Origin of the sequence: Reinekea marinisedimentorum (genome assembly GCF_004341165.1) — a bacterium.
GTDB lineage: Bacteria > Pseudomonadota > Gammaproteobacteria > Pseudomonadales > Natronospirillaceae > Reinekea > Reinekea marinisedimentorum.
Window position 1 is genome coordinate 98,275 of sequence record NZ_SLZR01000006.1, and the last position, 21,863, is coordinate 120,137.

A 21,863-nucleotide genomic window follows, 5' to 3' on the forward strand; every position below is an offset into this window, starting at 1 on the left:
GCTTTTTTTTGCTTCAGGTTTTCCAGATTAAGCTTTGGGTCTCACCGTTTTCGCTGACTTCCTGCCAGGCATCCGGGTCTTGCTGCTGTTGCCAGCTATCCTCTACAAAGCGTACCGGGCGATTGAAATACTCTGCCGCCGAATGGGCGCACTCTTTGTCGGATGGCCAGGGCAATTCATTTGAATCCAGCCAGATGCTGGTATAGCCGTTGACGACCTGCTCATAAATAACGCCAAATATTTTTTGGCTCTGCCATTGAACGTATACTGGCTGGGCGTTTTTGGGCATGCCCTTTTTCTTTCTGCCAAGTTCACAATGCGTGAACACCTCCGTTAACCAATCAGCAGCTTCCCCGGCCGTTATTTTGGGTACGTAAATTTCAATATCCGGTGCGCGGTTCATGTGCGTCTCTTCAGTAGGTGAATAAGTATTTTAAACAGGCTCATGCTCAGGTAGCCCCATAATGCCAGAGCAGCACCGGTAATCACCAGTATTAAACCGCCCAGGGCGACCAGTTCCTGTTCAAGGCTGCTGATAATCAGTTTGTCGGCAAAGATAATGGCCATCATCCCGGCAGCAAATATAAAGCCGCCACTGGTGAATTGTTTAATAGCCCTGGGGCCGTTTTGGGTGTGTTTCTGTAACCACAAGGTTGTGTTGTCTCGTATGCTCAACCGTTGGCCTTAATTACCGGATCAATAGCGCGTATGATAGCGGCCTTTGTTTAATGTATGCAGGTCTTTTATGAAATCCGAAACCGTTAATTTAGCTTGTGAACTGATAGCGCGGGAGTCAGTTACGCCAAATGATGCGGGTTGTCAGAAATTGATTGCCGAGCGTCTGGAAAACTGCGGTTTCACCAACGAGCATATGCGCATCGAGAATGTTGATAACCTCTGGTCGACACGAGGTGAAGGGCAACCGTTACTGGTTCTGGCAGGACATACCGATGTCGTACCGGCTGGTGATCCGGCCCGTTGGTCAACACCACCTTTTACACCAACCATTGAAGATGGAATGCTGAAAGGTCGGGGCGCTGCCGATATGAAAAGCAGCCTGGCGGCCTTTGTTGTGGCGACAGAGCGCTTCGTTAACGACTACCCGAATCACCGCGGCCGCCTGGGTTATCTGATTACGTCCGACGAAGAGGGCGATGCGTACTATGGCACCGAAGCCGTTATGCAGGAATTAACCCGCCGCGGTGAACAGATTGATTGGGCACTGGTCGGCGAGCCGTCGAGCACTGCCAAAGTGGGTGATGTCATCAAGAATGGCCGGCGTGGTTCAATGCTTGGTTATTTAACGGTGAAGGGCGTTCAGGGGCATGTTGCTTACCCGCATCTGGCGAAAAACCCGGTTCACCTGGCCGCTCCGGCCATTGCCGCACTTTCTACGATGGTTTGGGATGAAGGCAACGACTTTTTCCCGGCGACATCTTTCCAGATTTCCAACATCAATTCCGGCACCGGTGCTTCGAACGTCATTCCGGGCGAAGCTGAAATTATGTTCAGTTTCCGCTTCAGTACGGAAGTAACGGCAGAACAACTGCAGCAACGTACCCGAGACGTTCTGGATCAGTTTGATTTTGACTATGACCTGCGTTTCGAAATTAAGGGGCAACCATTCTTAACCGAAAGTGGTGCGCTGGTGCAGGCTGCCGTTCAGGCTGTTCAGGAGGTTACCGGCTACCAGCCTGAGCTTTCCACGGCCGGCGGTACCTCCGATGGTCGCTTTATTGCTCCCACCGGAGCTCAGGTTTTAGAGCTGGGACCGCTGAATAAAACCATTCATCAGGTGAACGAATGTGTAGCGGTTGATGATCTGGATAAGGTCACTGAAATGTATTACCGCATCATGGTAAACCTACTGGCTTAAGCGCCATCAGGCGCTGTCTTCCCTTTGGTCTTCCAGGTTCTTGAGCTGCAGGTTCAGGGCCTGGCCACTGATCTGCACCTCGTAAAGGCTGAAACACAAAGAGATCAGCAGTAGTACCAGTGAACCGCCGAAGACAATGTGCGCAACGACCATCTGCTGAATATAAATGGCGAACATTGATAAAACACAGAAGATAAACGAAGAAATGCCCGCTACCTGCATGCGCCGTATTGCCAGGATGCGCCGACGCAAATGGATAATCTGCTTATGAATATCCATATCCGGGTTTTCAACATTCTGCTTGTATAACGAGCGAATCAGCTGGGCAATGACCAGAAAACGGTTTGTATAGGCGAGCAGTAGCAGCGAAATGGCTGGAAATAACAGTGCTGGCGTTGTCAGTGTCATACCAAATATTTACTCCAATCAGAGATTAGTTAGGTTTAAATTTGTGTCTTACACCAAAGTTAACGTAAGGCCACCGGGTTAGCCAACAGTAGTTAGGCAATGCAGGGCAATTAATATCAGGGTTATTGGGAGTTAATTCAATGTTGGACCGAATTCTGGCCTTTTTTGAAAATAAAACGGAAGAAACAGAGCAACTGACAGTCGATGAGTCTGCAGCCGTGTTGCTGATCGAAGTCATGTTGGCTGATCTTGAAGCAGACCAGCGTGAGCGGGATTGCATAGCGCAGATACTGGCAAGGCGCACGCAGGGCTCGGTTGCGGAAATAAACCACTGCATCGATACAGCCATTGAGCGGCAGGCGCAGTCTCATGATCTATACCAGTTTACCCGGGTGATTACCGACAACTGGGATGAAGATCAGCGCTACGAGCTGGTAGTCGATTTATGGCGGGTTGCCTACGCTGATGGCGACCTCGATAAATATGAAGACCACCGTATTCGCCGCGTATGTGAGCTGCTTCATTTACACCATTCGCATTTTATCCGGGCGAAAGCGGCAGCTCAGCACTGATCGTGCTAAAGCTTCGGGCTGGCTCACTGTTTGTAGGCTGGCATCTTATAATCAGCGCTTATTCAGGCCGCTGTCAGCTGCGACTATTCAGAACAGCTCTACAACAAAGTTAGAAAATAATTGTTTGCAGGGGCTTGGCTACGTGCGCATCCGCTATACCGCCAATAATGACATTGGCGTTCGTTGCGAGCTGTGGCATATCCGGATGGTTTAAGCGCGGTGCAGGCTAATGTGGCAGAAATAAAAAAGCACCCGAAGGTGCTTCAGACTGCTGACAAAGCTACCACAGCCTTCGAGACGATGAAAAGGTAGCTCCTAAATAGACGTCGAAAACATGGATGTTTTCGTCGAGCGTATCAGGACGATACTTGCAGCGGTCTATTTAGGAGCTACCTTTTTGTCGGCGGGTTTATCGACAACCTGAAGCACCCGAAGGTGCTTTTTCCGTGCTGTTATGCCGATTTAATAGAATCCGCAATCAGGAAGGCGAGTTCAAGAGCCTGGTCTGCATTCAGGCGCGGGTCGCAGTAAGTGTGGTAACGGTCGGCCAGATCGGTTTCAGTAATCTGGAATGCGCCACCAATACACTCGGTCACGTTTTTCCCGGTCATTTCAAAGTGCACGCCACCGGCAACGGTGCCTTCAGCCTTATGAATAGACAGAAAATCCCGTACTTCTGAAAGTACAGAACTGACTTCGCGGGTTTTATAGCCGTTACCCGCCTTAATGGTATTGCCATGCATCGGGTCGGAGCTCCAAACTACGTTTCTGCCTTCTGCCGTGACTTTCTTCAGAATGGCAGGGAAGTGGTCGGCGATATTGTCTGCCCCCATGCGAACAATCAGGTTTAAGCGGCCGGCTTCGTTTTCCGGATTGAGGATGTCGATCAGCCTGAGAATGTCATCGGGGTTTGATGTAGGGCCTACCTTCAGACCGAGAGGGTTGTTAATGCCGCGGCAGAATTCAACATGGGCACCGTCGAGCTGGCGGGTGCGGTCACCGATCCAGAGCATATGCGCAGAGCAGTCGTACCAGTCGCCGGTCAGGCTGTCGAGTCGTGTCAATGCCTGCTCATAAGGCAACAACAGGGCTTCGTGAGAGGTATAGAACTGAGTCTCCCGAATTTGCGGCGTGTTTTCCGGTGAAATACCGCAGGCGCTCATGAAATCGAGCGCATCATCGATCTGGGTCGCGAGTGCCTGGTAGCGTTCTGATTGCGGGCTTTTTTCCACGAAATCACGGTTCCACTTATGCACCTGGTGTAAATCTGCCAGGCCACCCTGAGCAAAAGCGCGCAGCAGGTTCAGGGTCGATGCGGCCTGATGATAGGCTTTAACCATCCGTTCCGGGTTGGGTTCCCGGGCCTGCTCAGTGAAGTTGATGCCATTGATAATATCGCCACGGTAAGATGGCAGCGTGACGCCATTAATGGTTTCTGTACCCGCGGACCGCGGCTTGGCAAATTGACCGGCCATACGACCAACCTTAACCACCGATTTTTTACCGCCAAAACTCAGAACAACGGCCATCTGCAGCAGTGCCATAAAGGTATCGCGGATGTGGGTTGTTTTAAATTCATCAAAACTCTCGGCACAGTCACCACCCTGCAGCAGGAATGCTTCACCGCGGGCCACTTTTGCCAGGTCGGCTTTCAGCAGCCTGGCTTCACCGGCAAATACCAGTGGCGGTTGCTTGGCAAGTTCAGCTTCTACGCGGCTAAGTTGGGCTTGGTCTTTATATTCGGGGAGTTGATGCAGGGCTTTTGTGCGCCATGAATCGGGCGTCCATGTGGTCATTCTGAGTCTCTGTCTGTATCGAAATGGGGATCAGAAATACTATCAAATAGATATTTTAAAGACAGGCTGCATTCGGTTTTATTTCGATCTTTTTAAAAGTGCTAGTTGTTGAACGGTATAGACGCTCTCAATATTGCTTTTGTTCGCCCGGTAAAGCTCGATAAAGGCTTCGGCAGTAACCGGCTTGGAGTAGTAATAGCCCTGTATATTGCGAATACCCAGGCTTTGCATCAGGTCGACCTGATTTTGGGTTTCAACACCTTCGGCGACTATCTCCATGCCCAGTGTAATGGCCAGTGCCTTGATTGAGCGTATCACCGCAATGGATGCCGCGCTGGCATAGTCCTCGGTATTAATGAAGATCTGATCCAGCTTGAGCGTATCAAAGCGGAATTTTTTCAGGTAGCCCAGTGAAGAATAGCCGGCTCCAAAATCATCCAGCGCGGTTTTAAAGCCAAATTCTCGAATAAACTCAAGATTATTCTTTGCTGCAAACTCGTTGATAATGAGCTCTTCTTCAGTTACCTCGAACTCAATCTGTCTTGTTTCAATGCCATAGCGGTGCAGAATTTTGCGGATGTCGACGATCAGTCGCAGGTCGCTCAGTTGCGAAGGTGAAATATTGACTGAGGCGCCAAAGCCTGGGTCGCCTAATATTTGCAGCAACTGGCACGATTGTTCGGTAACAATGTAGGTGATGTATTCCAGCACACCGTACTCTTGGGCGATGGGAATAAAATCTGCCGGAGAGACCAATTGCCCGTGTTTATCTCTCAGTCTGGCTAATGCTTCGACACCAATAATCTCACCGGTTTCGCAGTTTATTTTGGGCTGGAAGTGGGTTTCGAAGCGGTTATATTCCATACCTTCGCGGATGGCATTTTCAATGGAGAGTTTCTTTTTCTCCCACTCTGCCATTTTGGGACTGAAAGTGGAGAAGCGCATCTTACCATTGCGTTTGGCATCGTACATGGCAATGTCGGCGTACTGAATCAGTAGGTCAATATCCTTGCTGTGCTCCGGATACACAGCAATGCCAATACTGACACCCGTGTAGTGAGTTCGGCCCTCTATCTGAAACCCCTGTTGCAGCTCTTTAATAATGCGGTTGGCAGCAACCTGAGCCTGGCTATCATCACGCATTACGATGGCAAATTCATCACCTCCCAGGCGGTGAACGGCATCGTTGCGGCTGTGACGAGAATGACTGTCGGAAGGCGGCTTGTGGCGAATAACCTTTACCAGTTTTCTGGCAACGGCTATGAGCAGCTGGTCTCCGGTTTGGTGGCCGTGGTTATCGTTAATTTGCTTGAAGCCATCCAAATCAAGAAACAGCACAGAGAAACGCTGAACGTTTTCTTCCTGCTTCAGTCGGCGGATCAGCTCATAAAATCCTGCTCGGTTAGGCAGGCCGGTGAGTTCATCGGTTAGGGCCTGGCTTTTCAGGGCTCGGGAAGACTTCTTGAGGCGGTCCATCAGTTTGTTGAAGCTGTCACCCAACCGGATAAATTCATAGTCTTTCAGTATTGCTAAGTGTTCTGCTTTATAACTGTCGATGTTTGAGTTCTCGATGACATCGGTAAACATGTTCAGTGGCTTTAAGATGATCCTTTGCAATGTAACAATGCTAATGAGTAGTAGTGCCGAAACTGTGAGGGTTGCCAGCGTTAGGCCCTGCCAAAAGAGCTTTTGGGATGTCTCGGTCAGTATGCTGCCGTTTTGGGTCGACTGAATATAAAGGTCGCTGAATACTTTCTCTCTCTTGTACTGGTACTGATCATGATTGGAGAACGGAGGGGTGATGTCGGCGAGTTGAGCCATGTCCTGATCAAAAATTTCCAGTTGTCGGTAATGAAAGCTGGTGAGTAGCTGCCTATTGCTGAGTGTTCTTGTGATGGCTTGTAAGTCTAAAGAAATTTTGATGTGTCCAATTATACTGAAATCTTTTTCATTACTTTGGAAGTAGTTGTAAAGAGGTTGATAGATCGCCAGAATGATCGGGTTTTCATGTTCGTCAATGATAATAATTCTGTTTTCAGAATCAGAAAGATTGTTGCTTGCCAGTGACGAATAACTCATGTCGAAATCGTTTAAGTCAAAAAACTTGCTATCCCTTCGAACAAATATGTCTTTATAGCCATCTGGAAGTACGATGCTGATCTCGGAATAAAGCGGATTCTTCTTAAGATATTGCTCAAGCAGTCGGGTTAGCTCTGAGTGGAATAGCTGGTATCGAATCTGCTCACTGGCAGAAAAGTATTGCCTTGTCAGTACATTCTGGCTGATGAAGTCGAGATTAGATACCGATGTATTTATCACCTCAAAAAAAAAGTTGTGGCTGGCCTGCAGGTGTGTGCTGAGCTGGCTCTCCAGTTGTTGTGTATTATGCGCGCTGATACTGCGCTGAACAGTTATCAGGCTTGCCAGCGAGATAAGAATCGCGAGAGCGCCGAGTATCGACACAAAACGGTGCTGCAACTTCATCGATTATTCCAGGTCAAGCGCATTGAATAAGCGCATCTGGCTTCTTATTACGGCCGTTGTGGGGGCAGGAACCAGCTTAATGGCACTCGCTGCAGCCGGAAAGACTGCGCCATTGAGGCGGATTTCATCGGGCAGCATCGCATTGGCAGTATCGCTAAAGGATGCTGAATAGTGATATTCCATGTTCTGCGCAACGTGCTCGGGTTTCAGAAAGAAATTCAGGAAGTCATGTGCTAATGCCAAATTTTGAGTTTTACTGCTTATCGTCAGGAAATCGATCCACATTAACGTAGCGTCTGTTGGTGATATAAACTCGATGTTGTCGGTGTGATCTTGCAGTAACACGACGTCTGAATTATAGCTGACAGCAACTTTAGCCTTACCCTGTTCCAGCAGACTGTCTTCCACGTCCAGTGCTTTATAAGCAATAACGTGCGGCTTTTGGTTAACAAGATGCAGGGCTAATTCATTAATTTGCTGCTGGCTGGCGGTATCCAGGCTGTAGTCGAATGCCATTGAAGCAATGGCAAGCAGCTCGGAAGACTGAGGTGGCATTTGAATAAAACCTGACATCTCGTCAGTAGGGTTAAACAGCTCGGCCCACGTTTGTGGTGGCGACTGAACTAAGTCGGTGCGGTAAGCAATGCCGTAAGTTCCCCAGCTGTATGGGACAGCGTATTGTTCAGCTTTGTCGACCAGTTGCGACCAAAGCGTACCGTGGCCCTGCAAATAAAAAAGGCGATCAGCTTGTAGTGGCGCCAGCCAGCCCTGACTGGCATAGGCCGGCATTTCAAGGTCGTCTACCAGGATTATGTCCATGCCAAAACCGGCTGTTTCAGCCATGATTCTGTCGCGAATGTCATCATACTCGTAGTAGATAAACTCAACCGAGGTATCGTGCTGTTGTTCAAATTGTTCAATCAGCTGAGGGTCAAAGTATTCTTCCCAGGTGAGTATTCGTAGTGATTCAGCAGAAAAAACGGGGGCAACAGCAGTGAGCAACAGGGCTGGCCAAATCAGTGAAATACCTCTACACATTACATCGATGTCCTAAAGTTTTAAGTTCGAACTCAAAGTATAGACAAAGGCTGGTGCAATTGGGCACTGGCCGGTGAAACCGCCGGCCAGATCAGATTAACCGCGGGTTTCAAGCTGGCTTGGTAACACGCTGATCACCAGTTTGCGCAGAAGCTTCTGTTTAATGCCTTTGGCTTTGTAAAGCCCAAGCCGCTCCAGATGCTCTTTGGTTTCCATGCGTCGCTCCGGTGTTACCTTGGAGAGCAGGGCTTTTACCAGTGGCCATTTCTTATCGACATTGGTCTTGAGCTGTTTAAGGGCACCGCCAATCACAACTTCCTGCTCTGTCAAATCGCAGCCGAACGGGAACGGTTGATAGTATTCTTTAAATTCAGCAAGAAAGGCACTGAGCGCTTCCGGTGTATTGTGTTTGGCACTTTCGGGAAGCTTGTAGTCCGCCCGTAATTTGCCGGCCTTCTTGGCTTTTTGAATAAGCTCGTCCTGGAAGCGGGAGTCGGTCACCTTCAGCAGCTCATCAATAATCTCCTGATCGGTCTTTGCTCTCAGATCAGCGATGCCATATTCCGTGATGACAATATCGCGCATATGACGAGGCACGGTAACATGGCCGTAATTGAAGACGATATTGCTGACGGCATCGGCGCCACGGCGTCTTGTGGAGCGCATCATTAAAATTGAGCGGGATTCCGGCAGGTCATGCCCCATGGTAACAAAGTTGAACTGGCCGCCAACACCGCTGACCACCTTGCCGTCTGCCAGGCCATCACTGGCTGAAGCGCCCGCCAGTGTGGTTTTCATGCAGGTGTTGATGAAGCGGGAATTTTTCATCTGCTTCAGTTTCAGGGCTTCATTACCCTTGATCTGGTTGGTGAACATCACCGATGTCATGTTGAACTCACTCAGCTCTTCTTCGGGCATGTTGCGCAGGTCATCGTAAAAACCGTGACCACCAACAAAGAAGCCGGCATGTACCAGGGTCGCGCCATTGATCTTCGTGCCTAATGCGTGCTTTTCGATCCACGCACGGCTGCTTGTGTTATTCAGGTTGGCTTCAACAGATTCGCCTTCCAGCGTCAGCTGCTCGTTCAGATAGCCAATCGCCTTGTTCAGGATGCCCCATTTTTTCAGGTAATCAACATGGTGCTCTGTCAGATGCGGGGTGATTTTGTCCAGGTTCTGCAGGCCATCCAGCCACTGCATCGATACTTGATTTGGGTCCAGGCCATCATTGACCAGTTGCTGAATGTGCTCATCGTCATAGACCTTACGTTTCAGCACGCCGCCTTTTTTAAGTGCCATATAGCCCGGAACCAGCATTTCGGTATTGCCGTACAGGCCTTTTTCAAATGGCTCCAGACCACCGTCTTTTTCAATACACGGGAAGCGCTTGAGCGCATCTGTCTTGTCTGCCAGCTGGCGGTAGACGTCATTGTGGCTGTGCCGCACCAGCAGCGAGTTCACGACCGCATCGCCCAGCGAGCCAATGCCAATCTGCAGTGAGCCTTCGTCTTTAATCAGCAGGCTGGTGTACAGGCCGATCATATGATCAACCGGGGAAATAGGCGCATACGGAGCCGCGAAGATAGGCGAGTACAGCGCTGGGTCGTCATGGATGTATTCAAAGAAGTCGGCAGTAACTTCGGCATCGTTTGGCATGAACGGCATCTGGGTATTTACTTGCCCGAGCATAAAGCGCGGCTTGCCATCGGCGGCGGTGTACTCGTGCATCAGGCGATGCACATCGAGAGTCACGTCCGGGTTGGAGCCCAGGCTGTAGCGGGTATGGCCGCCATTGTCTTTCTTGGTGATCATCTGGCAAATGACGTTACAGCCACGCGACAGCAGATCACGCGGCACATGCGTGTAGTTGGATGACAGCGCGTATTGCTGTGCTTCCGGGTTTTTCAGTACTTCACCGGGCTTGAAGTAAAACTCTACAACATTGACGTTGGCCGGAAGCTTTTTTTCCAGAACATCATTGGCAAATTCCAGTTCCGGAAGGTCTTTAAACTGGCGGTCAAAGAAGGGCTCCAGCAGGCGCCTTTCCAGATCGGTTTTAAGCTTTGGGCGATTGAGTGACAGTGCGGAATTGATTTCCAGGCTGTACTGAGGGTTTGCTTTGGCTACGCGGTAGAAGGCATTGATCATGTGTGTGGCTTTACCGACACCGATGGGGACACCCATGACGATCTTTCCGTCCAGTTGTTTAAAGATATCTTCCGCCAGTTCAGTCAGGTTAGAGAACTCTCTATTTTTTAGCGCAGAGCACATGATGCTATTGATCCTTTTTTTTATGTTTGCCATTCACTGTATCTGTAACCTTGTATTTGTAATACATATTAGGGGCAGACACAATGCAGCACGGCTTTGTGATTCAGGTATTAACGCCTGAGAATCAGAAAGCCGGTGATGAGGTGTATTAAATTATTGCTTTTGCTGCAGTAAAAACTGCAAGGGGTGCAGAAGAATCTTATTCTCCAGACGTTTTACCTGAGACCGGCAGGAGTAGCCGGTTGTCAGCAGGGTTTCCGCCGGTTCGTCCTGCAATACTTTTCGCCAGGAGAGGTTGAAGATATTTTCAGAGTTTTCCCGGTTGCGTGTTTCGTGACCAAAGGTGCCGGCCATACCACAGCAGCCTACCGGCTGATGCGCCAGCTCCTGGTTAAGTGCCGAGAACACAGATTGCCAGTCGCTAATAGCGGCAGGTGCGTTGGTTTTTTCGGTGCAGTGGCCCAGCAACTTAGCGCTGCCCGGTTTCAGCTTGTCGGCGTTTTCGCTCAGAATATCGAGCCTTTTCACCAGAAATTCCTGCATTAGCAGTACATCAGGCACCTGCTCACTGACATATTTTGCGTACTCCGCTCTGTATGTCAGTGTCATTGCCGGGTCCAGCCCTACCAACGATACATTGGTGCGGGCCATGTGTTTCAGTTTTTTCTGGTTGCGGTTGGCAACCCATTTAAACAGTGGCAGGAAGCCATGAATGTGCAGCGGCTTACCATTGGCGCTGTAAGGCATAACCCAGACTTTAAAACCGAGTAGCTGCAGGCTATCAATAACTTCCATGACGACTGGGGTTTCAAAGAAACTGGTAAAGGCATCCTGTACCAGAATCAGAGAGCGGCGCTTCTCTTCATCGCTCAGTTTGTTCAGCTGGTGCACAGACGCGTAATGAACATTGCGCTTTTTAAGCTCGCTGTTGAAATTTAATTTGGAGATGAGCGGGCTGTCGACCATGCCTGCAACATTCGCTAAAAACTTCTTCATCAGGCTATTGGCCATCATGAAGTTGTAGATCGCCTTAAATGGCGCCAGCGTCAGCATCGGAATAATAAATTCAAGCATGCCGATGAAATAGTCTTTCAGTGGCCGCAGATAACGCATGTAATAGAGCTGCAGGAAACGTGCTCTGAACTCAGGCACATCCACCTTAATCGGGCATTGGCCAGTGCAGGATTTACAGGACAGGCAGGTCGACATTGAATCGGCCACCTCATGGTTAAAGTCATATTCGCCACGGCGCTTGCGCAAGGTATTGAAGGTGCGCGGAATAAAATGCAGCAGCGGAATGCGTTTTTTACCGGATAAAGCCTGAGTATCTACCTGTTGCTCACCGAGCAGCCTGAGCCATTCCCGAATCAGGGAAGCACGACCCTTGGGAGATTGACGGCGATCCTGCGTGAGTTTGAATGACGGGCACATGGCGTCATAGGGATCGTAGTTGAAGCAGGCACCGTTGCCGTTGCAGTACATGCCATCGGCAAACTGGGTCCAGTTTTTCAGCGTAATGGTTCTGTCCAGTTCGCCCCGGGTGGTGACTTCATCAATTTTCAGCAGCGGAATATCACCGTGGCTGGTGGCGATCTTACCGGGGTTAAGCTGGTTGAACGGGTCGAAAGCGCGCTTCAGGTTTTGCAGCTCTGGGTAGAGGTCACCAAAAAACTCCGGTGCAAATTCCGAGCGTACACCCTTGCCGTGTTCACCCCACAGAATACCGTTGTACTTTCTTACCAGTTCAACAACATCTTCGGTAATTTTGCGCACCAGATGGAACTGCTTTTCGTCTTTTAAATCGAGCGCAGGGCGCACGTGCAGTACGCCGGCATCAACATGGCCAAACATACCGTAGCGCAGATTTTCTCTATCGAGTACCGCGCGGAATTCCATAATAAAATCGGCCAGGTTTTCCGGTGGTACGGCGGTATCCTCAACAAAGGGAACTGGCCGCTTTTCACCACTGGCGTTACCCAACAGGCCAACAGCCTTTTTGCGCATCGCCCAGATCTGTTTCACTTCCTCATTACCGATAGCCACCGAAAAGCCGGTGTTCTTGCCCGGTTGCCCGGTCTGGTCCTGCAGTAGCTGGGTAAGGCTGGTCACCTTGGCAAGCAGTTCTTCTTCGCTTTCACCGGTGTATTCCACCAGGTTGATCCCTTCGATGGCGTCACCGCTGAAGTATTTGCTAACGGTGTGCCAGATGATGTCGTCTTTAGCCAGGCCCAGTACCGTGCTGTCGATGGTCTCAATAGAGGTGGGCATGGCCGACATCAGGGTTTGAGCGTCACGCATGGAGGATTCAAACGAATCATAAAATACGTTTACCAGCGCAGACATCTTTGGAATTTTAATGACATTGAGCTTGGCTTCGACGATGAAGCCCAGTGTTCCCTCAGAGCCGCACAGCACGTTGTTCATGTTGAACTGGCCGTCATCGTAGATATGGGCCAGATCGTAACCGGTCAGGCATCGGTTCAGCGGTGGAAACTTGGCTTTGATGTCGGCTTCGCAGCGCTGATAAATATCGTTGACCGTCGCCTGAATCTGGCTGAGGCGGTCGGTGTTACCGTACAACGCTTCGGCCTGCTGCTTACTGATCGGCTTGCTTTCAAGAATATCGCCACCCAGTACCACGGTAGAAAGCTCCAGCACGTGATCGCGGGTTTTACCGTAGCTGACCGAGCCCTGACCGCTGGCATCGGTATTGATCATGCCGCCAATGGTGGCGCGGTTACTGGTGGACAGCTCCGGAGCAAAAAACAGCCCGAACGGCTTCAGTGCCTGATTCAGCTGATCTTTAACAACGCCGGTCTGAACCCGAACCCAGCCTTCTTCGGCGTTGATTTCCAGTATTTGATTCATGTGCCGGGAAAGATCAACCACCAGGCCATCGGTCAGTGACTGACCGTTTGTACCTGTGCCACCACCACGCGGTGACAGCACAATGTGTTGCCATTCATCGCTCGCTGCCAGATGCGCCAGCAACTGAATATCTTCGGTGGTTTTCGGGTAAACAACGGCCTGCGGCAGCACCTGATAGATCGAGTTATCAGTCGCCAGCACGGTCCGGTTTGCGTAATCTGGGCATAGATCTCCCGTAAAACCGTGTTCCTCAACAGTTTTCAGAAAGGCAAGATAAGACTGTTGGGTATCAGTAATTGAGTGAATACGGGGTAGCATCTACGAATAGCTCCATTAGCTTCAAGCCGCGCTATTTTAATGAAACTTAGGTTAATTTCGAGTAAAAGGGCAAATTCAGTGGTTAAATAGCCGGGAATCTGACCCTGCAGGCAGGAACGAACGGGTGAAGAGCCACGGTATTGGGGCTCTTCACGATGGCGTCGGGGCAGGGGGTTATTTGCTCAGTAGTGCTTTCAGGATGTGGGTTCGGGTGATAATGCCGATCAGTTTGCCGTTCTCGCAAACCGGGAATTTCTTCGGTTTGTTCTCGCACATCAGCTGGGCCAGATCAAACACGGCCATATCCGGCGAGGCAAACAGAACATCGTTCTGCATAACTTCGTTCACCAGCGTATTCTGTTCGTGGTAATAGCTGTCACTGATCATATGAGCCAGACAGTCCTGCTCTGAAAGGAAGCCAACCACTTTCATGTTGTCGTCCACAACAGGAGCGCCGATGAGGTGATGGTGGATCATCTTTTCTACTGCTTCTTTGATGCTCATATTGGGCTTAACAGTTAACCGGGGCGGTACCATGCAGTCAGCTACGGTCAAAGCGTGAATGCTCATATGCTGCTCCTTTTTGTTATAGGTTGCAGGTTAAAGGTAGTCGCCAACCATCGTTCTGTAAATTCTACTTAAATAGGAGGTGATGGTTGCCGTCAGTTTGGCGGCCAGCAGACGTAAAAAAGCCGGGACGGTCCCGGCTGTGTATTAATCTAGGCTTATGTTGGCGAATTAGCCGATTTGCGCCTTCAGGTGTTGCAGGGCGTCTGCGACGCTGATTTCCTGCTTTTCATCAGAGCCACGCTGCTTGTATTCGAGCAGGCCGTTCTGCAGACCGCGATCGCTCACGACAAAGCGGTGTGGAATACCGATCAGCTCCATATCCGCGAATTTAACGCCCGGGCTGGTCTTTTTGTCACGATCATCAAGCAGCACGTCGAAGCCGGCCGCCTGTAAATCCTGATAAAGCTTTTCAGCAACTTCCATCACCTCTGGTGATTTATGCGCGTTCAGCGGCACAATGCCGACATGGAACGGCGCAATGGCCAATGGCCATTTAATGCCGTTTTCATCGTGGTTCTGCTCAATGGCTGCGGCAACGATACGGGTTACACCAATGCCGTAGCAGCCCATGAGCATGGTCTGCGATTTGCCACCCTGATCAAGCACGTTAGCGCCCAGCGCTTTGGCGTATTTGTCACCCAGCTGGAAGATGTGGCCAACTTCAATGCCTTTCACGATCTGTAGCGTGCCCACGCCGTCTGGGCTTGGGTCGCCGGCTACAACATTACGCAAATCAGCAACTTCACCGATTTCAGCATCGCGGCCCCAGTTGATGTTGAAGTAGTGCTTGCCATCGATATTGGCGCCGGCACCGAAGTCAGACAGCAGTGTCGCAGCGCGGTCTACAATGAACGGCACCTTCAGGTTGACCGGCCCTAATGAGCCCGGCAGAGCACCAATCAGAGCCTGAATCTTGTCTTCACTGGCCATTGTCAGCGGTGCTTTAACCTGTGGCAGTTTTTCGGCTTTCAGTTCGTTAAGCTCATGGTCGCCACGGATGATCAGCGCAATGATTTCGTGCTCGCTGTCTTCGGCGGCTTCGACCATCAGTGTTTTGATGGTTTTCTCGATCGGCATGCCGAACTGCTCAACCAGCTGGTCAATGGTTTTGGCGTTCGGGGTATCGACAAGTTCCATCTCAGCGGTCGGTGCTGCACGCTCACCGGTAGGCATCACGGCTTCGGCCTGTTCGATATTGGCTGCATAGCTGCCACCTTCGGCGTAGGCGATAAAGTCTTCACCGGAATCGGCCAGTACCTGGAATTCGTGTGAGGCCTTGCCGCCCATAGCGCCGGTATCTGCCAGCACGGCACGGTAATCCAGGCCAAGGCGGTCGAAGATGCGGCTGTAGGCCTGATACATGTTTTCGTATTCAGCGCTCAGGCAATCCTGATCGACATGGAAGGAGTAGGCGTCCTTCATGACAAACTCGCGGGAACGCATAACCCCGAAGCGAGGGCGGAACTCATCGCGGAATTTGTTTTGAATCTGGTAGAAGTTCATTGGCAGCTGCTTGTAGCTTTTCAGCTCATTGCGGGCAATGTCGGTAATCACTTCTTCGTGGGTAGGGCCGTACACAAAATCGCGGTTATGGCGATCTTTAATGCGCAGCATCTGGCCTTCCATCTGGTCAATCCGGCCAGATTCTTCCCACAGCTCTGCAGGCTGGATGGTTGGCATCAAAACTTCCTGCGCGCCGGCACGGTCCATCTCTTCGCGGACAATGGCCTGAACCTTGTTAAGCACCCGCTGACCGGTCGGCAACCAACTGTACAAACCAGAAGCCAACTGGCGAACCAGACCGGCCCGGATCATCAGTTTGTGGCTGGCAATAACAGCATCTGCCGGAGTTTCTTTTACCGTGGACAATAGGTAGCGACTTGCGCGCATGAGCAATCCTTAATTCAATAATGGTGCGTCAAAAAACAGGCCGCGGATTTTATCAGCTTTTGGAAGGGGAAAACCAGTTGAAGCGTACAATGCAGCGAGGTTGCTTCAGGCGCTCAGCCAGTGAGCGCCTGAAGCTCGGTTGTTAAGCCGGCGGCTTGATTACCAGTGTCCGGTGTTCGGCATGCTGGCCCACGGTTCCTGAGCGGGCAGGCGCTCACCCGCCTGAAGGAATTCAATCGAGATGTTGTCCGGGCTGCGGATAAAGGCCATGTGGCCATCACGCGGCGGACGGTTAACGGTTACGCCTGCGTCTAAAAACTTCTGGCAGGTGGCGTAAATGTCTTCAACTTCAAAGGCCAGGTGGCCGAAATTACGGCCTTCATCGTAAACCTCTTCGCTGTCCCAGTTATAGGTCAACTCAACCTCTGCTTCGCCGGGTGCCGTCGCCAGATAGACAAGTGTAAATTTGCCTTCCGGTACGTCTTTACGGTGGGTTTCAACCAGACCGAGCAGGTCGCAATAGAAATGCAGCGATTTGTCTAAATCGGTAACGCGAACCATGGTGTGTAAGAACTTCATTACTACTCCTATCAATTTTCAGAACGGGAGATTGTTTCCTTAAAAGGCAGTGATTGTAAAACTTCTTTCTGAAATTGCTGTGTATATTGTTGCTCCGAACGACAAAAATCCTCAGCCGCCTCGAAAAATCCGGGGTGAGCCAGCCAGTGATACGATTTAGTTCGAACCGGCTCAAAGCCTCGGCTGATCTTGTGTTCACCCTGTGTTCCGGGGTCGAACCGTTGCCGGCCGGTGGCAATCGAGTATTCGATGCCATGGTAATAGCAGGTTTCAAAGTGCAGGCTGTGAAACTCCTCCAGGCAGCCCCAGTAACGCCCGTAAAGGGTTGTTGCATCCTGGAAGCACAGCGCCGCTGCAACTGGCCGGGCGGCCTGATAGGCCATGAACAGCACGATGTTATCCGGCATGGTTCTGCATACCTGGCTGAAAAAGGCTCGGTTGAGGTAGCCTTTTCGCCCCCGTTTCAAATAGGTGGCCTGATAAAAACGGTAGAAGGCTTCGAGTTGATCCGGCTCTATATCAGCACCCTGGATGGTTTTAATTTCAATGCCCTGATCCAGAACCGTCTGGCGTTCACGGCGAATGTTTTTACGCTTGCGCGACTTAAAGTGCTCAAGAAAATCATCAAAGCTCTGATAATCGCGGTTCTGCCAGTGATACTGAATATCCATGCGCTGTAACAGCGGCAGAGGGTCGAGCAGCTGCTGATCCTGTTCATCGGCAAACAGAATATGGAAGCCACTCAACTGGTTTTCAATACAGGCGCTTTTCGCAGCGGCTATGATTCTTTCAGCATCATCGGAGGTTTCAGCACCCAGCAGGCGCGGGCCTTTGGAGGGCGTAAAGGGCACGGCCAGCGTCAATTTAGGGTAATAATTCAGGCCGTGTTGCTCATAGGCACTGGCCCAGCTCCAGTCGAAGACATACTCACCCCAGGAGTTATCCCGGATATAGGCCGGTACCTGAATTCGCTTGCCCACAGCCAAATGGAATGGCCGCCAGCTGCTGGCTACGGTACAGGCATCTGAGGCTTCCAGAGCCATTAAAAATTCATCGCGCACAAACGGATTGCTTTGCTTAGCCGCTGCCATTTGCCATGAATTAAGCCAGCGTGTGGTCATTGATCTCTCCGGTTGTTGGTGCAGCCAATGGCTATCTGTATTCTGTTATACCAATAAACAAGCCTGCCATTAGTCATGCTTTAGGGGCAGCCGGCGTGCTATTTTTGCAAGTAGAAACGGTTGCTGTAAGCTGTACTGCCAAAAAAATATAATGAAAAAGTAAGTTGAAGGGTTGTTAAATGTTTGAACTGGATTATCGGTTGGAAAATGACTGTGTCTGGCTGGGGTCTTTGTCTCTGTGCCGTATTTTGCTGATGAAAGATGCCAATTACCCCTGGGTTTTGTTGGTGCCGCAACGGACCGGCGTGAATGAAATCTTCCAGTTGGATTCGGATGATCAGGAGCAGCTGGTGTGGGAAAGCTCATTTGTTTCCGAGCGGCTGATGAAGGCCTTTAATGGCATTAAGATGAATATTGCCGCCCTGGGCAATGTTGTGCCGCAGCTGCACATTCACCATGTTGTCCGATCTGATTCTGACCCTTCCTGGCCAAACCCGGTTTGGGGCGCTGTTCCGCCCAAGGCCTATACGGCACATTCGCTGGCGGAGCGCATAGAAACCATTCAGGCAGCGCTTCAGACATCGGCCTTTGTACCTAAGGTTTGATCTTCCTGCTTCGAACTCAACGCCAAGCGGTTTGTAATTAAACTTTCATATCAGTGTCAGGTAAGTGAAATATTGAGCTGAATAATAAGCCCTCATGTTAGGAGGGTTTTATATGAAGCTATTTCAGCCTGTACATGAGTTTGATTTGGCACTGTTCAACTGGTGCATGGCGCTGCGCCGCCGTGAATTACTGACCGCCTTGGGTCGCGCAATTTCCCGAACGGCCGATGGCTGGTTATACGCCTTGTTTGCCATGGCTTATGGCGCACTGGAGTGGCCACAGGCTACTCACTTCCTGAAGTATTTCTTGTCGGCGTTTGTCATTGAGCGGCTGATTTACTTCGTATTGAAAAACAGTTTCCGACGCAACCGACCACAGGAAGCGATCGACGAATTTTCCAGCTTTATCATTCCTTCCGATAAATTCAGTTTTCCTTCCGGCCATACATCAGCAGCGTTCCTGTTTGCTGTTTTTGTTGGCTATTTGATTCCGGCGTTGTTGCCTTTCCTGTTGGTCTGGGCGGTGCTGGTTGCCCTGTCCCGCATCTTTTTGGGCGTGCACTTCCCAACCGATACCGTTGTTGGTGCCATGCTGGGGTCTGGAGTCGCTATTTCAGTTCTAAACTATGGAGCATTCCTGTGAAAATATTGTATGGGGTTCAGGGAACCGGAAACGGACACATTACACGTGCTCGCGCCATGCAGGCGGCCTTATCTGCGGCAGGTATCGAGGTTGACTGGGTGTTTTCAGGCCGGGATAAAGATAAGTTTTTTGATATGGAAGCCTTTGCCGATTACAAGGTTTTCAAAGGCCTGAGTTTTGCTACCCGGGCCGGCAAGGTCGATCTGATTAAAACCTTTGCCGAAGCCTCTTTGGGGCAGATGTATCAGGACATCCGCACGCTGGATCTAAACCGCTACGATCTGGTGGTTACCGATTTCGAACCGGTCGTTGCCTGGGCTGCGCGTAAAACCAAAACGCCCTGTATTGGCATTGGCCACCAGTATGCCTTTGAACAGGATATCCCCAAGGCTGACAACACCTTTGCCTCCGACGCGATCATGAAATGGTTTGCGCCGGTCGATCTGGGCATAGGGGTGCACTGGCATCACTTTGGTGCCCCGGTGCTGCCACCCATTATTGAAAAGGATGGTCACAGCAGCAGTGGCAAAGACCGAACGTTGGTTTATCTGCCGTTTGAGAAGAGTGAGAAGGTTCTGAAGGTGTTGCGCCAGTTCAGGCACCCGTTCATTTACCACTGTGCAGATATCAAGCCCGGGCAGTATGGTAATGTGCTGGTGCGCGGGTTCAGCCGATCCGGTTTTAAAGACAGCCTGCATTCAACCGACGGTGTCATCTGTAATGCCGGATTCGAGTTGGCATCAGAAGCACTGAGCCTGGGCCGTAAGATTATGGTGAAGCCTCTGAAAGGGCAGATGGAGCAATCCTCCAATGCGCTGGCGCTGACTGAATTGGGTCTGGGCCTGGCAACGCCCAGAATTGATGTGGCCGCTGTCACGCGCTTTTTACACACCGCCAGAAGCAGTCAGGTGAATTACAGTGATGTTCCGGCCTTGTTGGCGCAGTGGTTGCTGCGTTATCCGCAGCAGAGCATCGACGATCTGGTTGCACAAGCCTGGCAGGGCGTCTCCTTTCCTCATGCCGATGTGGTCTATTCCGATCTTCAGCCGGCCAGTTAAGTACTGTTAACGGCCAGCAGACTATTTTGCTAAATAGCCTTTCTTAGAAAGGCTTTTTTTGTGCCGGGTAGAAAAATTTCTGAGTCTATTCTGATAGGGCAGTTGTAACGATTAGTTGACAAGCCGTATGCATTCGGGCAATTTCCACTGCGCTAAATTACCCGGTTGACTGAATGTTGCCGGGCCATTGAATGAATTGGAGCGAATAGACCATGAGATTGTATATCCGGTGCGAAGAGCGACTGGGTATTTGTGCTGAGATCCTCGATATTCTGGTGAAGCACAATATTGATTTGCGAAACATCGAGATCGATGCAAGCGGCGAGATTTTTCTGAACTTCCCGACGGTTGAATTCGATGAGTTTCAGCATCTGATGCCTGAAATCCGCATGATTGAGGGCGTGCACGATGTCTCGGTAATTCCCTATTTGCCATTGGAGCGCGAACAGCAGGAAATGAAAACGCTGCTGCGCACGTTGCCGGAGCCGGTGGTATCGATTGATGCCAAGGGGGCCGTTGTTGTGGCGAATGAAGCCGCGCTGGATGTGCTCCGGCTGCCGGAAAATGAAGTCCGCAAAAAGCCGATTAAAAACTGGGTGAAAGGCTTTAATTTTAACAAGTGGCTGGCCGATGAAACACCGGAATCTGAATCTGTTCAGCTGCAGCTGAAGGGCCGCACTTACCTGGCTGATATTTACCCTATTCAGATTCAACAGAGTGATGATGAGAGTCTCTTTGCCGGTGGGGTTATTACCTTCAAATCACCCGAGCGCCTGGGCCGGCAGATGACGGCGTATCATAAGCAAACCGGTCAGTTCGAGATGATTACTGCGCACAGTCAGTCCATGAAAAAGCTGATCCAACAGGCCCGACGTATGTCCGGGCTGGATGCACCGTTGCTGATTACCGGCGAAACCGGCACCGGCAAGGAGCTGTTCGCCAAGGCCTGTCATCAAAACAGCCTGCGTAAGGACAAGCCGTTTCTGGTGCTCAATTGCGCGGCTATTCCCGATGATGCCGCCGAAAGCGAGCTGTTTGGTTACGCCGGTACCTCAAGCCACGGCGGCGAGAAGAAAGGCATTATTGAACTGGCGGAAGAAGGCACCGTATTCCTCGATGAAATCGGTGACATGTCGGCATTGCTGCAGAATAAGTTCTTGCGGCTGTTACAGGATGGCACCTACCGGCGCATTGGCGATGAAAAGGAGTATACCTCCAACGTGCGGATTATCTGTTCCACGCAGAAAAACCTGCTGGAGCTTTGCCGCTCCGGGCACTTCCGGGAAGACCTTTACTACCGCCTGAATGTGTTAACGCTGCATATTCCGCCGCTGCGAGACCGCAAGGCGGATATCCTGCCAATGGCTGAACGTTTCATTGCCCGCTATGCCGAGCCGCAGCGTCGCTATATCCGGCTGTCTGTTGCCTGCCAGAACGCACTGCAATCCTACCCCTGGCCGGGCAATGTTCGGCAACTGGAAAACTCTCTGTTGCGTGCGGTTTCACTGGTGGAAGGCGATGTGCTGGAACCTGAGCAACTGCAGCTGCCGAGTTTCAATGAGGGTTGGGGCTTTGTTGATGAAAGCTTTGACGGCACTCTGGACGAGGCTATGAAGCGCTTTGAATCGCAGTTGCTGAAGCGACTTTACCCGGCTTATCCAAGCAGCCGCCAACTGGGTAAAAAGCTTGGCGTTTCCCATACCGCAGTGGCCAACAAATTGCGCGAATACAAGATTGGCCGTCACGCGGATGAGTAACCGTTACCT

The 21,863-nt window shown here is 50.8% G+C and carries 18 protein-coding genes; 6 read left to right on the forward strand and 12 right to left on the reverse strand.

Going from position 1 to position 21,863, the window contains the following annotated elements; all coding sequences use genetic code 11:
- Positions 1 to 13 precede the first annotated feature (13 nt).
- Together BCF53_RS08655 and BCF53_RS08660 are read right to left on the reverse strand one after the other, a co-directional pair.
- Positions 14 to 403, reverse strand: a complete 390-nt coding sequence (locus BCF53_RS08655; RefSeq protein WP_132701329.1) for a hypothetical protein — start codon at positions 401 to 403, stop codon at positions 14 to 16.
- Positions 400 to 651 carry a hypothetical protein gene (locus BCF53_RS08660; protein ID WP_132701330.1) on the reverse strand — a complete coding sequence of 84 codons (252 nt, stop codon included), beginning with the start codon at positions 649 to 651 and terminating at the stop codon, positions 400 to 402. Before BCF53_RS08660 ends, BCF53_RS08655 begins: the two co-directional genes overlap by 4 nt.
- Before the next feature lie 94 nt (positions 652 to 745).
- Between BCF53_RS08660 and dapE the strand changes: the two genes are divergently transcribed.
- Entirely contained in the window at positions 746 to 1,876 is a 1,131-nt protein-coding gene (gene dapE / locus BCF53_RS08665) for a succinyl-diaminopimelate desuccinylase (protein WP_132701331.1), read from the forward strand.
- A 6-nt stretch (positions 1,877 to 1,882) separates the two neighbouring features.
- Here dapE and BCF53_RS08670 read toward each other — a convergent pair whose 3' ends face one another.
- The gene (locus BCF53_RS08670) at positions 1,883 to 2,284 is read right to left on the reverse strand and encodes a DUF2721 domain-containing protein (RefSeq protein ID WP_132701332.1); all 402 of its coding nucleotides are present in this window, start codon (positions 2,282 to 2,284) and stop codon (positions 1,883 to 1,885) included.
- Between the two features lie 140 nt (positions 2,285 to 2,424).
- Between BCF53_RS08670 and BCF53_RS08675 the strand changes: the two genes are divergently transcribed.
- Positions 2,425 to 2,856: a tellurite resistance TerB family protein gene (locus tag BCF53_RS08675; RefSeq protein ID WP_132701333.1), complete on the forward strand. Its 432-nt coding sequence runs from the start codon at positions 2,425 to 2,427 to the stop codon at positions 2,854 to 2,856.
- A 452-nt stretch (positions 2,857 to 3,308) separates the two neighbouring features.
- On the opposite strand, the gene BCF53_RS08685 is transcribed toward BCF53_RS08675, so the two are convergent.
- The 9 genes from BCF53_RS08685 to BCF53_RS08725 all read right to left on the reverse strand — a co-directional run bounded on the left by BCF53_RS08685 (position 3,309) and on the right by BCF53_RS08725 (position 17,791).
- A complete protein-coding gene (locus tag BCF53_RS08685) occupies positions 3,309 to 4,652 on the reverse strand; it encodes a class II 3-deoxy-7-phosphoheptulonate synthase (RefSeq protein ID WP_132701334.1) in 1,344 nt (447 codons plus the stop codon).
- A gap of 78 nt (positions 4,653 to 4,730) precedes the next feature.
- Positions 4,731 to 7,136, reverse strand: a complete 2,406-nt coding sequence (locus tag BCF53_RS08690) for a putative bifunctional diguanylate cyclase/phosphodiesterase (RefSeq protein ID WP_132701335.1) — start codon at positions 7,134 to 7,136, stop codon at positions 4,731 to 4,733.
- Between the two features lie 3 nt (positions 7,137 to 7,139).
- Positions 7,140 to 8,174, reverse strand: coding sequence for an ABC transporter substrate-binding protein (locus tag BCF53_RS08695; RefSeq protein ID WP_132701336.1), 1,035 nt, complete (start codon positions 8,172 to 8,174; stop codon positions 7,140 to 7,142).
- Between the two features lie 96 nt (positions 8,175 to 8,270).
- Complete coding sequence (locus BCF53_RS08700) at positions 8,271 to 10,445, reverse strand: acetyl-CoA hydrolase/transferase C-terminal domain-containing protein (protein ID WP_165901860.1); 2,175 nt, start codon at positions 10,443 to 10,445, stop codon at positions 8,271 to 8,273.
- 153 nt (positions 10,446 to 10,598) lie between these two features.
- The gene (gene ydiJ / locus BCF53_RS08705; RefSeq protein WP_132701338.1) at positions 10,599 to 13,631 is read right to left on the reverse strand and encodes a D-2-hydroxyglutarate dehydrogenase YdiJ; all 3,033 of its coding nucleotides are present in this window, start codon (positions 13,629 to 13,631) and stop codon (positions 10,599 to 10,601) included.
- Positions 13,632 to 13,805: 174 nt separating this feature from the next.
- Positions 13,806 to 14,201, reverse strand: a complete 396-nt coding sequence (locus BCF53_RS08710) for a CBS domain-containing protein (protein ID WP_132701339.1) — start codon at positions 14,199 to 14,201, stop codon at positions 13,806 to 13,808.
- A 168-nt stretch (positions 14,202 to 14,369) separates the two neighbouring features.
- Complete coding sequence (locus BCF53_RS08715) at positions 14,370 to 16,091, reverse strand: proline--tRNA ligase (RefSeq protein WP_132701340.1); 1,722 nt, start codon at positions 16,089 to 16,091, stop codon at positions 14,370 to 14,372.
- Between the two features lie 159 nt (positions 16,092 to 16,250).
- Entirely contained in the window at positions 16,251 to 16,670 is a 420-nt protein-coding gene (locus tag BCF53_RS08720; RefSeq protein WP_132701341.1) for a VOC family protein, read from the reverse strand.
- 11 nt (positions 16,671 to 16,681) lie between these two features.
- Positions 16,682 to 17,791, reverse strand: a complete 1,110-nt coding sequence (locus BCF53_RS08725; RefSeq protein WP_132701342.1) for a GNAT family N-acetyltransferase — start codon at positions 17,789 to 17,791, stop codon at positions 16,682 to 16,684.
- Between the two features lie 179 nt (positions 17,792 to 17,970).
- Between BCF53_RS08725 and BCF53_RS08730 the strand changes: the two genes are divergently transcribed.
- From BCF53_RS08730 to tyrR, 4 genes are all read left to right on the forward strand, one after another.
- Entirely contained in the window at positions 17,971 to 18,396 is a 426-nt protein-coding gene (locus BCF53_RS08730; RefSeq protein ID WP_132701343.1) for an HIT domain-containing protein, read from the forward strand.
- Between the two features lie 112 nt (positions 18,397 to 18,508).
- Positions 18,509 to 19,039, forward strand: a complete 531-nt coding sequence (locus BCF53_RS08735; RefSeq protein WP_132701344.1) for a phosphatase PAP2 family protein — start codon at positions 18,509 to 18,511, stop codon at positions 19,037 to 19,039.
- Positions 19,036 to 20,097, forward strand: coding sequence for an MJ1255/VC2487 family glycosyltransferase (locus BCF53_RS08740; RefSeq protein WP_132701345.1), 1,062 nt, complete (start codon positions 19,036 to 19,038; stop codon positions 20,095 to 20,097). Before BCF53_RS08735 ends, BCF53_RS08740 begins: the two co-directional genes overlap by 4 nt.
- 212 nt (positions 20,098 to 20,309) lie before the next feature.
- The gene (gene tyrR / locus BCF53_RS08745) at positions 20,310 to 21,854 is read left to right on the forward strand and encodes a transcriptional regulator TyrR (protein ID WP_132701346.1); all 1,545 of its coding nucleotides are present in this window, start codon (positions 20,310 to 20,312) and stop codon (positions 21,852 to 21,854) included.
- Positions 21,855 to 21,863 lie beyond the last annotated feature (9 nt).

Excerpts from the sequence above, each read along its gene's own strand:
- BCF53_RS08675 (WP_132701333.1), top strand. The coding sequence starts at position 2,425 with ATGTTGGACCGAATTCTGGCCTTTTTTGAAAATAAAACGGAAGAAACA.
- BCF53_RS08685 (WP_132701334.1), bottom strand. The coding sequence starts at position 4,652 with ATGACCACATGGACGCCCGATTCATGGCGCACAAAAGCCCTGCATCAA.
- ydiJ (WP_132701338.1), bottom strand. The coding sequence starts at position 13,631 with ATGCTACCCCGTATTCACTCAATTACTGATACCCAACAGTCTTATCTT.
- BCF53_RS08690 (WP_132701335.1), bottom strand. The coding sequence starts at position 7,136 with ATGAAGTTGCAGCACCGTTTTGTGTCGATACTCGGCGCTCTCGCGATT.
- BCF53_RS08735 (WP_132701344.1), top strand. The coding sequence starts at position 18,509 with ATGAAGCTATTTCAGCCTGTACATGAGTTTGATTTGGCACTGTTCAAC.
- BCF53_RS08700 (WP_165901860.1), bottom strand. The coding sequence starts at position 10,445 with ATGTGCTCTGCGCTAAAAAATAGAGAGTTCTCTAACCTGACTGAACTG.
- BCF53_RS08715 (WP_132701340.1), bottom strand. The coding sequence starts at position 16,091 with ATGCGCGCAAGTCGCTACCTATTGTCCACGGTAAAAGAAACTCCGGCA.
- dapE (WP_132701331.1), top strand. The coding sequence starts at position 746 with ATGAAATCCGAAACCGTTAATTTAGCTTGTGAACTGATAGCGCGGGAG.
- BCF53_RS08710 (WP_132701339.1), bottom strand. The coding sequence starts at position 14,201 with ATGAGCATTCACGCTTTGACCGTAGCTGACTGCATGGTACCGCCCCGG.
- BCF53_RS08670 (WP_132701332.1), bottom strand. The coding sequence starts at position 2,284 with ATGACACTGACAACGCCAGCACTGTTATTTCCAGCCATTTCGCTGCTA.
- tyrR (WP_132701346.1), top strand. The coding sequence starts at position 20,310 with ATGAGATTGTATATCCGGTGCGAAGAGCGACTGGGTATTTGTGCTGAG.
- BCF53_RS08655 (WP_132701329.1), bottom strand. The coding sequence starts at position 403 with ATGAACCGCGCACCGGATATTGAAATTTACGTACCCAAAATAACGGCC.
- BCF53_RS08695 (WP_132701336.1), bottom strand. The coding sequence starts at position 8,174 with ATGTGTAGAGGTATTTCACTGATTTGGCCAGCCCTGTTGCTCACTGCT.
- BCF53_RS08720 (WP_132701341.1), bottom strand. The coding sequence starts at position 16,670 with ATGAAGTTCTTACACACCATGGTTCGCGTTACCGATTTAGACAAATCG.
- BCF53_RS08725 (WP_132701342.1), bottom strand. The coding sequence starts at position 17,791 with ATGACCACACGCTGGCTTAATTCATGGCAAATGGCAGCGGCTAAGCAA.
- BCF53_RS08730 (WP_132701343.1), top strand. The coding sequence starts at position 17,971 with ATGTTTGAACTGGATTATCGGTTGGAAAATGACTGTGTCTGGCTGGGG.